Source organism: Pseudomonas sp. ASL7, from assembly GCF_056680375.1.
In genome coordinates, this window is record NZ_CM155279.1 from 643,915 (window position 1) to 657,765 (window position 13,851).

General features: G+C 58.4%; 13 protein-coding genes. 6 read left to right on the top strand and 7 right to left on the bottom strand.

The window, feature by feature from the left end; genetic code table 11:
* The first annotated feature begins 61 nt into the window (after window positions 1-61).
* Window positions 62-304 carry a hypothetical protein gene (locus AC1MDT_RS02940; RefSeq protein WP_480420609.1) on the top strand — a complete coding sequence of 81 codons (243 nt, stop codon included), beginning with the start codon at window positions 62-64 and terminating at the stop codon, window positions 302-304.
* Between the two features lie 135 nt (window positions 305-439).
* Window positions 440-1,018 (top strand): hypothetical protein, encoded by a 579-nt coding sequence (locus AC1MDT_RS02945; RefSeq protein ID WP_480420610.1) that lies wholly within the window; start codon window positions 440-442, stop codon window positions 1,016-1,018.
* Window positions 1,019-1,598: 580 nt separating this feature from the next.
* Here AC1MDT_RS02945 and AC1MDT_RS02950 read toward each other — a convergent pair.
* Window positions 1,599-2,117 (bottom strand): Hcp family type VI secretion system effector, encoded by a 519-nt coding sequence (locus tag AC1MDT_RS02950; RefSeq protein WP_480420611.1) that lies wholly within the window; start codon window positions 2,115-2,117, stop codon window positions 1,599-1,601.
* A gap of 423 nt (window positions 2,118-2,540) precedes the next feature.
* On the opposite strand from AC1MDT_RS02950, the gene AC1MDT_RS02955 reads away from it, so the two are divergent.
* Window positions 2,541-3,218, top strand: a complete 678-nt coding sequence (locus tag AC1MDT_RS02955) for a type 1 glutamine amidotransferase domain-containing protein (protein WP_480420612.1) — start codon at window positions 2,541-2,543, stop codon at window positions 3,216-3,218.
* A 177-nt stretch (window positions 3,219-3,395) separates the two neighbouring features.
* On the opposite strand, the gene hglS is transcribed toward AC1MDT_RS02955, so the two are convergent.
* The 3 genes from hglS to AC1MDT_RS02970 form a co-directional block, all read right to left on the bottom strand.
* Complete coding sequence (hglS, locus tag AC1MDT_RS02960) at window positions 3,396-4,787, bottom strand: 2-oxoadipate dioxygenase/decarboxylase HglS (RefSeq protein ID WP_480420613.1); 1,392 nt, start codon at window positions 4,785-4,787, stop codon at window positions 3,396-3,398.
* A 219-nt stretch (window positions 4,788-5,006) separates the two neighbouring features.
* Entirely contained in the window at window positions 5,007-5,948 is a 942-nt protein-coding gene (locus AC1MDT_RS02965; RefSeq protein WP_480420614.1) for an alpha/beta fold hydrolase, read from the bottom strand.
* 22 nt (window positions 5,949-5,970) lie between these two features.
* Entirely contained in the window at window positions 5,971-7,425 is a 1,455-nt protein-coding gene (locus tag AC1MDT_RS02970; RefSeq protein WP_480420615.1) for a flavin-containing monooxygenase, read from the bottom strand.
* Window positions 7,426-7,616: 191 nt separating this feature from the next.
* Here AC1MDT_RS02970 and AC1MDT_RS02975 point away from each other — a divergent pair, with 191 nt between their 5' ends.
* Window positions 7,617-8,681, top strand: coding sequence for a diguanylate cyclase (locus AC1MDT_RS02975; RefSeq protein ID WP_480420616.1), 1,065 nt, complete (start codon window positions 7,617-7,619; stop codon window positions 8,679-8,681).
* Between the two features lie 127 nt (window positions 8,682-8,808).
* Here the strand turns inward: AC1MDT_RS02975 and AC1MDT_RS02980 are convergent, their stop codons facing one another.
* The 3 genes from AC1MDT_RS02980 to AC1MDT_RS02990 form a co-directional block, all read right to left on the bottom strand.
* Window positions 8,809-9,678, bottom strand: coding sequence for an isocitrate lyase/PEP mutase family protein (locus tag AC1MDT_RS02980; RefSeq protein ID WP_480420617.1), 870 nt, complete (start codon window positions 9,676-9,678; stop codon window positions 8,809-8,811).
* 128 nt (window positions 9,679-9,806) lie between these two features.
* Window positions 9,807-10,841, bottom strand: coding sequence for an arginine N-succinyltransferase (astA, locus tag AC1MDT_RS02985; protein WP_480420618.1), 1,035 nt, complete (start codon window positions 10,839-10,841; stop codon window positions 9,807-9,809).
* Between the two features lie 61 nt (window positions 10,842-10,902).
* Window positions 10,903-11,919, bottom strand: a complete 1,017-nt coding sequence (locus AC1MDT_RS02990; protein ID WP_480420619.1) for an arginine N-succinyltransferase — start codon at window positions 11,917-11,919, stop codon at window positions 10,903-10,905.
* Between the two features lie 555 nt (window positions 11,920-12,474).
* Between AC1MDT_RS02990 and AC1MDT_RS02995 the strand changes: the two genes are divergently transcribed.
* The gene (locus AC1MDT_RS02995; protein WP_480420620.1) at window positions 12,475-13,047 is read left to right on the top strand and encodes a histidine phosphatase family protein; all 573 of its coding nucleotides are present in this window, start codon (window positions 12,475-12,477) and stop codon (window positions 13,045-13,047) included.
* Complete coding sequence (gene cobF, locus AC1MDT_RS03000) at window positions 13,047-13,802, top strand: precorrin-6A synthase (deacetylating) (RefSeq protein WP_480420621.1); 756 nt, start codon at window positions 13,047-13,049, stop codon at window positions 13,800-13,802. Before AC1MDT_RS02995 ends, cobF begins: the two co-directional genes overlap by 1 nt.
* Window positions 13,803-13,851: the final 49 nt, after the last annotated feature.

The following is a 13,851-nucleotide window of genomic DNA, read 5'->3' on the forward strand; positions in this document are numbered from 1 at the left end:
CCACAGGAACTCCGAACGCCGCCCAACTCTCTACCGTACGAACGCTTTACAGGAGCCCGCCATGAGTGATGACCTCAAACCACCCGACCTTGCGTCCTGGCAGCGCCTGTTCGAAGACAAGGCCTATTGGCAGCAATCCCCCGATGCTCATTACGCCGAGTTGTTGCGAGTGGCTGACGATTTGTTGGGGCAGGGTGCCATCGACCTTGAACAGTGGCAGGCCCTAAAGGCTCAGGCCGTGCAATCGCACAAGGATTCGCCCGCCGTGAACGTCGCCCAGGAGCTCGACGACCCTGACGCTTGAGTCCCGCTGCGGCCAATCGGTCACGCAAGAAACTTCGGACACTCCCTGATCAGCGTCTATGCTGTGGGCACAGACGTCGCTGGGCTGCGGCTCAGCGCTGTTTGCTGCCTCGAACTCACAGGGAATGTACTGCTTATGAAACTTCATGCACTGACTAAAGCCATCACCCTCGCCACCTTGCTGTCCGCCGCCAGTTTCAGCGCCATGGCTGCGGATATCCCGTTGTCAGCCGCCGTGGAAGCCGATCAGGTGGTGACTAAAGTCGTGTCGGTCGATGCCGCCAATCATCAAGTCGTCCTCGAAGGGCCGGAAGGTCGTCAGGTTCATGTGCAAATGACCGACAAGGCAAAGAATCTGGGCAAACTGAAAGTCGGCGATGAGGTAAAAGTCGACGTCATCCATTCAGTCGCGGCGGTCCTCGACACCGACGTCGACAAAGGCCTGCCAGGCACTGTCGAACGTACTGGCGAAATCCGCGCCACCAAAGAAAACCCCAACCCCGGCGGCGAAGCCTACCGGCAGGTGCAGGTTCAACTGAAAATCACCAAAATCGACCTTGCCAAAAATCAGGTGACCTTCGAAGGCCCGGCCGGGAAGTCCAAGACAGTCGATGTCGAAAGACCAGAAGTTCAAGCGAAACTGAAGGACTTGAAGTTAGGGCAGAGCGTTGTGGTGACCTATACCGATATCCTGAAGGTAACCAGTCAGCATTAACAACTCTACGTGCTGATCGTTCTTGTACAGTGTTTTGTATAAGAATGATCAGTTTTAATAGTGGGGCGGGTTGGGTCTGGAAGTTTAAGTAAGATATTTCGATCGACATTTTGTTACATATTGTGTCGATAATTTCATGTGCGTACACACGGACATATCGGCCAACTTCTATTAAAATGTTCCCCGTTCGCCCGGTGTCAGGGCTCTTTACCGGTGCATGGATTGCCAGGCCATTACACTGGGCGAACACCTCCCCCGAAGTGCAATATGCACTTGCAGCAATGCCTATGGGCCAAGTTGAATGTCTAACAATGCCGATTCAACGCATTGCCAAACGGTAGACAGTACCGATGATCATTGTTGCTACTGCGAACCATCGGCTCATCACAAAAACTACAACAGAACCTGAGCCCTGCGAGTAACTGCAGCGCTCCGCTTGTTGCCATTCCAATAAAAGCGGCTCCCCCAGTAGTTTTATCTTTTGCGTTCCACTTCGACTCGGACGCGAAAGTTCTGGAGGGGCGTAAACAAACAACATCGACCAGCAGAGCTGGCCGATGCTTGAAACGATCAGCCAGACTTAGTCAGTGATCGGAGAGCGCCAGTCATCGGAACCTGACGTCCCGCAGACTTCGTGGGTCCAGGTGATTTTGCGGTAGGTGAAATGCACGTCTTGCAGATGGGTGAAGTGCAAGTTCGCCGGGTCTTGGCAGTTATGCATGTAGTCCTTGATGTCGACGATGATCGCGTCTTCAAGCCGGGTGGTGTAGTAGTGTTCCTGGGTGCCTTGAGTCGAGGTGCGGTACCACTTGATTTCGATAGTGGCCATGCGCTCGCCCGACGTCAGGGCCGCCAGCAGCAGTGGGGAAGCCTTGTCGAATACCTTGGTGATCACGACAGGTTTGTGAATGCGCTGACCCGTAGGCTGGCCGGACTGCGGGTCACGCGGGATGATCACTTGGTGGCTGAAACCCTGAACCATGACCTGGTCTTCATGACCTTCCTGGTAGGAGTTGCCAATGGAGTCTGCGGTGAACGCGCCGGCAGTGATCAAACCTTGCTTCTCGCCTGTGACGGACATATACGCGGGTGTAGCCATGGATGCTCTCCTTGCTTAATACGTGAGGGTGCCCGGTAGGTGATATCGCCCGGCGGGCGCCTGGCTGTTTTCAAGGTCCGTGCCATTAGCATGGGGAACTATATAAATCAGTGACTTGAGACGTTTTTATGATCGACGAAAAGAACCTGGGCGACGATCATCTCGAAATATGGGCAAAAGCTTGCGCAGCGCTGCGCAACTTCTTGCGTGCTCGGCATGAGGGGCCTGACAGGCGAGACGATTAGCGTGCAGGCAGGACGTTTCTGATGGGCGGGGGCGCAACTTCTTGCGCGTTAAAGCTTTGCGTCACCGCTCATGGGTGCTTGGCATCCAGTGCAACGAATGGACTGATCGAGCGGTCCATAACAAACACTGAAACGGCTGTGAAATCCCCGAACAACCCTGAACTGAAGTGAGAACGACATGAAAATCCTTATGGTTCTAACGTCCCACGATCAATTGGGTAACACCGGTAAAAAAACCGGTTTCTGGCTGGAAGAATTCGCCGCGCCCTATTTCGCCTTCAAAGATGCCGGCGCTCAGCTGACCCTGGTTTCACCGAAGGGCGGCCAGCCACCGCTGGACCCGAAAAGTGACGAGCCGGGCGCGCAAACCGAGGCCACTGATCGCTTTCGCAAAGACGCCGCGGCTCAATCCGCATTGGCTTCTACCGCCCTGTTGAGCAGTGCGAGAGCGGAAGACTACGACGCGGTTTTCTACCCGGGTGGCCATGGCCCGCTGTGGGACCTGGCCGAAGACAAGAATTCGATCGCGCTGATCGAGGCATTTTACAAAGCCGGTAAACCGGTTGCGGCGGTCTGCCATGCACCGGGCGTATTGCGTCATGTCAAAGGCACGGACGGTCAGCCGTTGGTCAAAGGCAAGCGCGTCACGGGGTTCACCAATAGCGAAGAAGAAGCCGTGCAATTGACGAAGGTCGTGCCGTTTCTAGTGGAGGATATGCTTAAGGAGAAGGGCGGGATTTATTCCAAGGGCGATGATTGGGCGAGCTATGTGGTGACAGATGGCTTGCTGCTGACCGGACAGAATCCAGCGTCTTCGCAGGCGGCTGCCGAGGCATTGCTGACGAAGTTGAAATAAGATCAAAAGATCGTCCGAACGCGGCCTGTAGCAGCTGGCGTAGCCTGCGTTCGGCTGTGTGTAGGAGCGAGCTTGCTCGCGAAGATGGAACATCCGACACATTTTCTGTGGCTGAACGACCATCGCGAGCAAGCTCGCTCCTACACACAGCCGGACGCAGGCTGCTACGAGTTTTCGTCACGCCTCAGTGGAGAGGCCCAGCGCGGCATAGCATTCCACGATCGAACGCCGCTGAGTCTCGGCATACAACCCCAACTCGTCGATGGTCGGCTGCCCCAACGCCTTCTCGAATGCCTGCTGGTTCGAATGCACCCCATAGTGGGTTTGCGCCGCATCCCCCAGGTTCGACTGAAAAATACCCGCCGCACTGACCGGCAGGAAGTCTTCATACACCAGGGGTTCAACCTGCAAATACCCGTCGCTGATCAACGTTTCCAGCGAAGCGGTCTTCAATTCATCCGTCGCCAGGCCTTTTTCCGTGACGAAGTAGCGAAAGTACGCCAGTTCCTGTTGGCGCATGCCTTCGTAGGTGTCAGGAAAGTCGCCAAAGTGTTGGGCCATCAATGTGTTATAGCGGGCGGCGTTGGCTTCGTTGGGAAAATCCTTGAGCTCGTCCCGGGCGGCGTTGAGCAAGCGGTCGTAAAGCGCCCGCCCCTTTGGCGTGAGTGCGGCGCCACGTTGCTCGATTTCGCCAAAGCGGGCGCTATGGCTACCGTGAGATTCGGTTTGGTCGGTGAAGGCGACAGGCTCGTCCAGGGCCTTGAAACTGGTCTGGCGCAGCAGGATCGGGCACTGGCGGCGGGGTGGGCCTTCGATCACGGCTTTAGGGGTGATGCCGTGGGCAGGCATTTGCGCCTGTACGATGTCGATGTCCAGGGTGCGCGGTGTCAGGTGGTTGATGTGCGGGCCATTGAACGCCACGACGTCGGCGATCAGTCGATGCTGAGCGCTGAGTTTCTGGTATTGCTCGGCGGTGACGGTGGCACTGTGGTGCCAGCGGAAGGTTTCCAGGGCTTGCTCGACGAAGTCCCGGGCCTCGGGTTCGGTAAGCCCGCCTTCGGTTTCGGCGCGATCAATGAGCGCCAGCGCCGCTGGCGTGAAGATCGACCGTTTATCCAGAACCGACTGGGCGAACGCTTGCAGCTCCAGGTCTTCGATCAGTTCCAGGCGCAGCAGTGAAGTGAATACCCGGAACGGGCTGACTTGCAGCGCCTCTTCATGCACGGCACGGAACGCGGTGGAATGCACCGGCACACCCGCCGGGGTCAGGTCGTAATAACCCACCGGTTGCATGCCCATCACCGCGAATAACCGGGCCAGGGTTGCCAGTTCAGCGGCGGTGCCGACGCGGATCGCGCCATGACGCTCGAGGTCCAGGCGCTGGATTTCGCCGGTGCTGTTCAACTGCCGGGCGATCTGTGGATCGCTTTCCAGTACGTGGCGGTTGGTCTGTTCCACCAGTTCCATCAGCGCGCCGTACAGAGGCACTTCTTCGCGGTACATGTCGGACATCGCTTTGGAGAAGCGTTGGCGGATCAGGTCGGGGCTGATGAAATTCGGATGGTTCATGAAAAAAATTCCTGGCGCGGTAACGTAAAGGATGAGGGAAAAGATCGCAGCCTTCAGCGACGCCGACAAACGAAGTTTCTGACGGACTTCATTCTGCCAAGGACTGCTTAGTCCCCTGTAGGAGCGAGCTTGCTCGCGAAAAACCCAAGGGCGCTGCTGGACATCCGGTTTACGCGTTACCGTTAACGACCTTCGCGAGCAAGCTCGCTCCTACAGCTGCTACACGGGGAGTTGAGAGCGTTGCGATGCCAAAAACTCCCGATACAAGCGCGCTGTACTGGTCGGCAGCTCCACCATCGGCATGTGGCCAATGTGGTCCCAGACTTCCACACGAAGATCGACGATGCCCTTGCTCCAGATAGCCACGCTGCTGACATCGATCAAGCGATCCTTGCGCCCCCACAGCAACAGCGCCGGGGCCCTGATGTCGGGAAGTTTCGGCTCCATCGGCGGACTGGCGCGAAAATCCTTGAAGATTTCTTCGAGCTCTTCGCGCTGCTGTTGATAACGCAGGGCGATGGCGTCCAGCACCACCCCCGGCACCCACGGCGGCTCGGCCATGGTCATGGCGTAGAAACGCCGGAACTCCTCCCTTGAGTGGATCAGGAACGGGTTATGGCCGTTGGCCAAATGCCGTTCCATGTCACTGATCTCGGGGGCGGTGACGCCGGCCGGGTCGATCAGCGCAACTGAAGCAATCCGGTCCGGGTAAGTCGCCGCCAGCCATGCCGCGATGTAACCGCCCATGGAGTTGCCGATGACATGGACTTTCTCGACACCGCAGACGTCGAGCAACTGGATCATCCGCTTGGCCTGCAAAGGAATGTCATAGCCGCCGCCCGCCTTGAAGCCGGTTTCGCCATGGCCGGCGATGTCAGGGATGATCACTCGATAGTGGCCGACAAAGTGGCGGGCAAAGCGCAGCCAGATGTTCTTGTCGGCGCTGTAACCGTGGAGCATCAGCACGCTGCTGGACGCCTCGTAGGGCCCGCCTTGCCAGGTCGAGACGGTCATTTCGGCGATCGGCACGACGATTTTGTGCAGCCCAAACAACTTGGCTTCCGCGGCCATGTTCAAGTCATAGAGCCAGTACCCGATAGCCGGGTAACTCAACCAGCTCCAGGCCACGAAAACCGCGATTACGACAACCAACACAAGCATCAGGCGTCTTCCTTATACGAGATCAGGACAAAATGTGGTCGCCGGGCTTCAGTGTCCGGGTCAACCGGTGATAACTGAAACTGAACCCCGGAAACATGGCGATCACGTGACCGCTCTTGCTTTGATACCAACTGTGGCAACCCCCCGACTTCCACACCGTGCGTTCCATTTCTCGGTGGATCATTTCAGTGTAGGTACGTTCTGCCTCGGGGCGTACTTCGATACTGCGCAAGCCGTGTTCTTTCAGCGTGCGAATGCAGTCAAGGATGTAGTTCATCTGGGACTCGATGATAAACAGCGCCGACGTGTGGCCGATGCCGGTATTGGGGCCGGTGACGATGAACAGGTTGGGAAAGTCCGGCAGGCTTGTGCCGAGATAGGCCCGCGGATACTCGGCCCAGAAGTCTCTGAGTTGTGTGCCGTTTTTTCCGCTGACCGGGTAGGAAATCACCCCGTCGGTGGCGTCGTAGCCGGTAGACCAGACAATCAGATCGACGTCGATGTGCTGGCCGTCCAGGGTGACGATTGCGCTTTCGTCGATGGCCGCGATCCCTTGTTCGCGGCTGTGCAGGGTGACATTGGAGCGTCCCAGCGCCGGATACAAGGTGCTCGAAATAATCACCCGTTTGCAGCCAATGGTGAAATCCGGTGTCAATTTTCGGCGCAGTTCAGGGTCGGGCACTTGCCGCTTGAGGAAGCGCAGGGCGTGTTGCTGGACCATGTGTATCGCCGGTCTGGAGTATTTGAAGGCAATGACCCGGGTTTCGAATTGCCAATAAATCATCCAGCGCAGCAGCTTGTAGGCCGGTTTGAGCCCCAACAACCAGCGCTGGAACCGGCCGAACGTGCGGTCGGCCCGGGGCAATACCCAGTGGGCCGTGCGCTGGAACACATGCAAATGCTCGACGTCCGGGGCAATCGCCGGAATGACCTGGGCCGCACTGGCACCGCTGCCGACAATCGCGACACGTTTGTGCCGATAATCGTAGGTGTGATCCCAATTATTGGTGTGAAACGTCTTGCCCTGGAACCGTTCCTGGCCCTCGAAGCGCGGGATCACGGGTTGGCTCAGCGGTCCGGTGGCGTTGATCAGGAACTGCGCGTAAAACGTGCCTTTGCTGGCGGTGTGCACGGCCCAGCATTGGCCTATATCGTCCCATTCGATGCGCTCGACATTCGCCCCCAGTACCACTTTGTCCCGCAAGCCAAAGTGCTCTACAACGTGCTGGGTGTAGCGGTGCAGTTCGGCTTGTTCGGCAAACATCTGCGTCCAGCGGTAGGGCGCGAAGGACAGCGAATAGAGCGGTGAGGGCACATCGACCGCCGCGCCGGGGTAGGTATTCTGGCACCAGGTGCCACCGAAAAAGTCCCGTCGCTCGAGCAGGCGAAAATCGTCGATACCTGCCTTGAGCAAATTGATCGCCGCGCACTGGCCGCCAAAACCGCTGCCAATAATCAACACTTGAAAGGTCTGCATGGGCCTCCTTTATTTCGTTATTGTTCGACCCCTTCCTTGATGTATAGCCAATCATTGCGTTCGCGCCTCATGGCTATGCCGCGGTATTCAGGCTGCCAACCGGTGATGGCTATTTAATCTTGCCCTGATAGACTTCGATCACACAGGCAACCCGGTGTTATCAGGTTCCGTTCAGTGGCACAGAGGCCCCTATGGGAAATGCGGGAGTAAAAGGACTTTCATTGGCCAAGAGGCTCTACACTTCGCGAGTCCTGGGTTTGTCGCTGGGTTTGTTGTGTGTGAGCGTGGCGATGTACCCGCTGAACCCGGCGCCCTGGGTCTGGGGGGTAATGCTGTTCAATGGGCTGCTCTGGCCGCATCTGGCTTATCAATGGGCACGTCGTTCCAAGGCTCCGTATCACGCGGAGCACCGCAATCTGCTGGTGGACGCCTTTTTGGGTGGCTTCTGGGTCGCCGCCATGCAATTCAATCCGCTGCCCAGCGCGACCACTATTTCGATGATGGCGATGAACAACGTGGCCATTGGCGGCTTGCGTTTTCTGCTGGCGGGTGGCGTCGCGCAGATTATGGGCGTCGGCGTCGGGTTTCTGCTGTTCAGGCTGGCCTTCATCCCTGAAACCAGTCAGTTGCAGTTGTATGCCTGTTTACCCTTGATGTGCCTGTATCCGCTGGCGCTGGGCTGGCTCTGTTTCCGTCAGGCGCACGCCCTCGGTCGACAAAAGCGTGAATTACTGGCCCTGAGTCGTACCGACAGCCTCACCGGCCTGCTTAATCACGGCACTTGGAAGGATCAGCTGGAAATCGAATTCCAGCGTTGCCAGCGCCAGCAGCGGGGCGGTGCGATTGCGCTGATCGACATTGACCACTTCAAAGCCATCAACGACACCTACGGCCATGTTGCCGGTGACATCGTATTGCGTCAGTTGAGCAAGGTGCTCAAACAGAACCTGCGAGCGACCGATATCGCCGGGCGTTACGGCGGCGATGAATTTTGCGTGATCCTCCCTGACCTGCCGCTGGCGAGTGCTGCTGCAGCCATGGATGCCCTGCGCGCTCGCTTCGCCACCCTGGGCTACGAGCAGAGCCCGGCGCTGAAAGTCAGCCTGAGCATCGGCCTGGCGGCCTTCAGCCCGGCCCACACCGACGCGACCCTGTGGCTCAACGACGCCGACCAGGCGCTGTATGCAGCCAAGACCACCGGCCGTAACCGCGTCATCTGCTGCGGGTCTCAGCATGAGGTGCTTGATTCAGTGTGAACTGACCCGACGCCTTCGCGAGCAGGCTCGCTCCCACATTGGATCTCCAGTGTTCACAACCCCCTGTGGGAGCGAGCCTGCTCGCGAAGGCGTCGGGTCAGTTCACACCCTCACACTGGCTGAACCATTATTCTTTAACGCTCATAAACTCTTGCGCCCAACGGATGTATTCCTCCGGCTGCGTGTAGGTATGAGTCAGTTCGGTGGCGCTTAAATCCGACGCCTGGGTAAAGATCTGCCGTTGTTCGCGCAGGCTGTCGTATGTCGCCTTGATGGCGGCGAAGTACGCGCCATGGCCGTCGATGGTGACGCGTACACCCAGTTCGGCCAGGCGTTTATCGTCGCGTAGCGCCGGATTGCCGTAGGTGACCAGCATCAGCGGTACGCTCAGGTGCTCGGCAATTTTCTCAAGCTGGTCGAAATCCTGTACACCGACCATGCAAATCCCGTCCGCGCCAGCGTTTTGATAGTGCCGGGTGCGGCTGATGATTTCCTGAATCGGCAGGATGCCGGCGTTGGTGCGGGCAATGATCGCCATTTCCGAGTCGCACCGGGCTTCCAGTGCCGCACGAATTTTGCCGACACCTTCCGCCACCCCGATAAGGTCGGTGGATTTGCGGCCGAATTGTGCCGGCAGCAGGGTGTCTTCGATGGTCAGGGCGGCGACGCCGGCGCGTTCGAGTTCGACGATGGTGCGCATGACGTTGAGTGCGTTGCCATAGCCGTGGTCGGCGTCGGCGATGACCGGCAATTGGGCGACACGACCGATGCGGGTGGCCTGCTCGGCGAATTCGCTGAGGGTGATCAAGGCAAAGTCAGGGGCGCCTAATACTTGCAGCGACGCGACCGAACCGCCCAGGATGCCGACTTCAAAACCCAGGTCGGCGGCAATGCGGGCCGACATTGGGTCGAAGACCGATGCGGTGTGATAGCAAGTGTTGGAAGCGAACAGTTCGCGAAAATTACGGCGCAAATCTTGATGGGAAAGCCTGGACATACAAGTTCCACCACTGCAATTGGAATGGAAAGGCTTGAGCAAAAGTGTCAACGCCGAATGAATAAAAGGCTATCACGCGGACGGCGGGAAGATGATGACGAATTTGCAGCGGTGCAGGCGCCTGTCGATCACGCCGCCACGGCCTGGCACCGTTGACTGAGCAGCGGCACAGCACGTACCGAGTTGCCGGGTTGCAATTGCAGGCGCTTGGCGGTGAGGCGGTCGACGATCAGGCTGTTGCCCGCCAGTCGCGCCGGGGCCGCGGTGATGCGGCTGTTTTCCAGACGACGATTGTGGATCAGCCAAACCGGAGCCTGGTCGTCCGGTGTGCCGATCGACAGCACCAGCGTTTGGCTGTCGCGCACGGTACGTACGTTCGACACCGGGGCTTCGATGACCGGGCCGGCGTCGAAGATGTCGATGTAACCCTGGTGGGCAAAACCTTCGGCGGCAAGGATTTTCAGGGCCGGCTCGGTGTTCGGGTGTGGCTTGCCGATGACGGCCTGGGCCTGCTCGGTGAGCAGGCAAGTGTAGAGTGGTTGGCGCGGCATCAGTTCGGCGATGAACGATTTGTTACCCAAGCCGGACAAGTGATCGGCATGGCTGAAATCCATCTTGAAAAAGTGCCGGCCCAGGCTGTCCCAGAACGGTGAACAACCTTGTTCGTCGGCGCTGCCGCGTAACTCGGCAATGAGTTTGTCGCCAAACAGATGTGGGAACTCGGCCACAAACAACAAGCGCGCCAAGGATAACAATCGACCGCTATTGCCCTGGCGCTGATCGGGTCGCAGGAACAGCGAGCAGAGTTCCGATTGCCCGGTCATTTCATTGTTCAGGAACAAGGTCGGGATCTGGCGCTGGATACCCAGGTCCGGTGAAGAATTGACCGTGAGACCGACCCGGTAGTTGTACCAGGGCTCACGCAGGCCCACGGCCCCCGACATGGCACTGACTCCCACGACTTGCTGATCGTCGTCTTCGAGCACGAACAGGTAATCGGCATCGGCGCGCTCAACCTGATCGGCGAAGGTCCGTTGCGCCCAGCGCACTCGGTGGGCCAGGCGGTCTTCGTTAACCGGCAGGGTGGTGAGCCCGGGGCCGGCCAGTCGCACCAGCGCGAGCAAGGCGGGCAAGTCGGTGACTAGAACCGGACGGACAATCATGATGCTGCTCCTTCTTTGCACGGGCTCGATTGCTGTCGCCGGATACGGGGCCAGGTGAAGTTCACAGAGCGATCAGCCGGACCGGGCTGCCATCAGCCACCCTGAGCGCTGCGCACATCTCGCGACTCAAGGCCACGGGTTGCCCGACGTTGTGGTCCAGTTCAGCGACAATCGCACGATAGTCCTGTAGCGAGTCGTTGCTCACCAGGTACTTGCCTCGGGCATCGATGGACGTAACCGGCTTCGCCGTGCCGGTCTGACTTTGGGCGATGGAGCGAATGCCGCACAGACGTGCATAGAGCGTCGGCCCCCCGTCGAACAGGTCGATGTAGCTGTTGGTTTCGAACCCTTCGCGTTCGAGGATATCGAAGGCATCCTGGCCGTCGGGATGAATCCGGCCAATGCAGTCCTGTGCGGCCTTGGGCAACATCGGCACGTAGATCGGGTATTGCGGCATCAGTTCGGCGAGGAACGTGCGGCTTTCCAGGCCGCAGAGCCGCTCGGCCTCGGCATAGGGCAGGTCAAAGAAATGCTTGCCGACGGCATCCCAGAACGGCGATTGATCGTCATCGCTGCTGAAACCGACGATCTCGGTGATCACCGCTTCGGCAAAGCGTCGCGAGTGAGCGGCAATGAACATCAGTCGCCCCCGTGACAGCAACTCGGAAAACGCTGTTCGCGCGAGTGCCGCATCAATGTGAAAACCCCGCAGCAACGTGTGGCCGCTGAGGTCATGACATAACGACAGTGCCGGCACGCCATGCTCGATGTTCAATTCCCGCGAGGCGCTGTTGAACGGCCGGTTGCGCAAGCTATAGAACGGTTCTCTGAAACCGGTGGTGGCGAGAATTTCCGAGCAGCCGACCAAGTTTTGGGTCGACAGATCTTCAAGCACGAAGAAGTAATTCTCCGGGCCGTGACCCTGAACGTCTTTTTCGAATGAGGCGCAGGAGTCGAGAATCCGCTCTTTCAAGCGATCGCTGTCGTCCGGCAAGGACGTGACCCCCACCAGGCTTTCCCGGGCAAGTCGCTGCAACTGAGGCAGGTCGGTAATCTCGACTGGACGTAAGACCAGCATGGATGCACTCCTGTATCAAAAGGTTCGGCGGTTAGCACCGAACCTGACTATCACTGTCGGTTTCCATGCGGTAAATCGGCGGATGCCTGAAATTTTGTCAGACACTGCTCTTTTTCTTGTCAGCTGTCGGGCGGGGTGGGGCCTGCCGCTCTGGAACCCGGTTTATCGGGGTACTGAACGGGGGGCGAAATTGAGCAACGGGAGGAGGGGGATCGCTGAGAGTGGGCATCCGGGCTCCTGCTGGATGGGGTTGTTTTGATTGGGTAGTCCGTGAAAGCAGTATTTATTTAACGTCGGCTCGCTGTCTAGTTTATTTTTGTGGGTTTTTTCAGAGTCCCCAAGTAGGGCGAAAAGCCTGTGTGACCGGGGTTACAGGGATGTCGATAGCTCTTGTAGGTCATCACCTAAAGGCGTGTCGGAAAAAGACGAAAAACGACTTGAATCCACTACCACTGCCTGAAACGAAACGCCCCCAATAGCGTTTCTTACGGCACAATTGCGCGAGCATTGGCGGCGTGATGCCGATTTCCATTCCCATCGACAGAGTGAACGTTCGTGCAGGCGACCCGTTTGACCTTGCTGTGCCACGCTCGAACCGTCGCACAGAAATTGGCGTGTTTTCCTACGGATGAGCCCGTGGAGATGGATTGGCAATTAGCGAGGGGCACGCGCGCCGCTCAGTTCAAGAAGCGGCCGCGCCTGCTCAGCGGTCCTGAACTGCGCACGCGGCAAACCGCCGAGTTGTTCGGCAGCGATGTGGAGCTCGTCACGGCGTTGAGCGATTGCGATTTCGGACGCTGGAAAGGCGCACGAATCGACGACCTGCAAAAGTCTGAACCCGAGGCATTGCAGGTGTGGCTCGATGATCCGCATTCGGCGCCTCATGGTGGTGAGTCGGTGACGCAACTCGGGCAGCGAGTGGCCGCGTGGCTGACGACCCTGGAGGCCACACCTGGGCACTTCGTTGCCATCACCCATCCGTTTGTCATTCGCGCCGCACTGACACAGGTGCTGCACAGCGCGGCGTTTAACCTGATTGACGTTGAGCCGCTGTCGGCCATCGAATTGCGGTTCAACGGCCGCTGGCGGCTGCGTCTGCCGGGCACGGACTTTGAAGGAAAGCATTGATGAAAAAGCTGCTGGTCATCGGCATCGGCGCCGGCAACCCCGACTACATCACGATGCAGGCCGTGAAAGCGCTGAACCGCGTCGACGTGTTTTTTCTCATGGACAAGGGCCAGAGCAAAGACACGCTTATCGACCTGCGCCGCGAGATTTGTCAGCGCTACATCACCGGGAGCGATTACCGTTTTGTGCAAGCCAACAGCCCGGAGCGCGAGCGCGGCGATGTGGACTACACGTCCAGTGTCGAGGCGCTTAACCTTGCCAAGCAGCGGACTTTCGAACGGCTGATTAATGAAGAAATGACCGACACCCAGTGCGGCGCTTTCCTGGTGTGGGGTGATCCGGCGTTGTACGACAGTACCGTGCGGATCTTGCAGACGATTTTGGCGTCAGGTCGCTGTGATTTCGAATTCGAGGTGATACCCGGCATCACCAGTGTTCAGGCATTGGCGGCGCAGCATAAGGTGCCGTTGAATCGTATCGGCAAGTCGATCGAGATCACCACCGGCCGCCGGTTGGCGGCGGGGCAGGTGAGCGATGCTGACAGCCTGGTGGTGATGCTCGACGCAGAAGATTCCTACCATCAAGTGGCGGATCAGGAGACAGAGATTTACTGGGGCGCCTACCTGGGGACGCCGGATGAAATCCTGATCAGCGGCAAACTCAAGGACGTGGCGGATGAGATCGAACGGGTGCGCAAGGCGGCCAGGCAGGCCAATGGCTGGATTATGGATACCTACCTGTTGCGCAAGCCTTGAAAAAATTGGTGTCTGAACCGGCCCCATCGCGAGCAAGCTCGCTCCCACA

Excerpts from the sequence above, each read along its gene's own strand:
- AC1MDT_RS02940 (WP_480420609.1), top strand. The coding sequence starts at position 62 with ATGAGTGATGACCTCAAACCACCCGACCTTGCGTCCTGGCAGCGCCTG.
- AC1MDT_RS02945 (WP_480420610.1), top strand. The coding sequence starts at position 440 with ATGAAACTTCATGCACTGACTAAAGCCATCACCCTCGCCACCTTGCTG.
- AC1MDT_RS02950 (WP_480420611.1), bottom strand. The coding sequence starts at position 2,117 with ATGGCTACACCCGCGTATATGTCCGTCACAGGCGAGAAGCAAGGTTTG.
- AC1MDT_RS02955 (WP_480420612.1), top strand. The coding sequence starts at position 2,541 with ATGAAAATCCTTATGGTTCTAACGTCCCACGATCAATTGGGTAACACC.
- hglS (WP_480420613.1), bottom strand. The coding sequence starts at position 4,787 with ATGAACCATCCGAATTTCATCAGCCCCGACCTGATCCGCCAACGCTTC.
- AC1MDT_RS02965 (WP_480420614.1), bottom strand. The coding sequence starts at position 5,948 with ATGCTTGTGTTGGTTGTCGTAATCGCGGTTTTCGTGGCCTGGAGCTGG.
- AC1MDT_RS02970 (WP_480420615.1), bottom strand. The coding sequence starts at position 7,425 with ATGCAGACCTTTCAAGTGTTGATTATTGGCAGCGGTTTTGGCGGCCAG.
- AC1MDT_RS02975 (WP_480420616.1), top strand. The coding sequence starts at position 7,617 with ATGGGAAATGCGGGAGTAAAAGGACTTTCATTGGCCAAGAGGCTCTAC.
- AC1MDT_RS02980 (WP_480420617.1), bottom strand. The coding sequence starts at position 9,678 with ATGTCCAGGCTTTCCCATCAAGATTTGCGCCGTAATTTTCGCGAACTG.
- astA (WP_480420618.1), bottom strand. The coding sequence starts at position 10,841 with ATGATTGTCCGTCCGGTTCTAGTCACCGACTTGCCCGCCTTGCTCGCG.
- AC1MDT_RS02990 (WP_480420619.1), bottom strand. The coding sequence starts at position 11,919 with ATGCTGGTCTTACGTCCAGTCGAGATTACCGACCTGCCTCAGTTGCAG.
- cobF (WP_480420621.1), top strand. The coding sequence starts at position 13,047 with ATGAAAAAGCTGCTGGTCATCGGCATCGGCGCCGGCAACCCCGACTAC.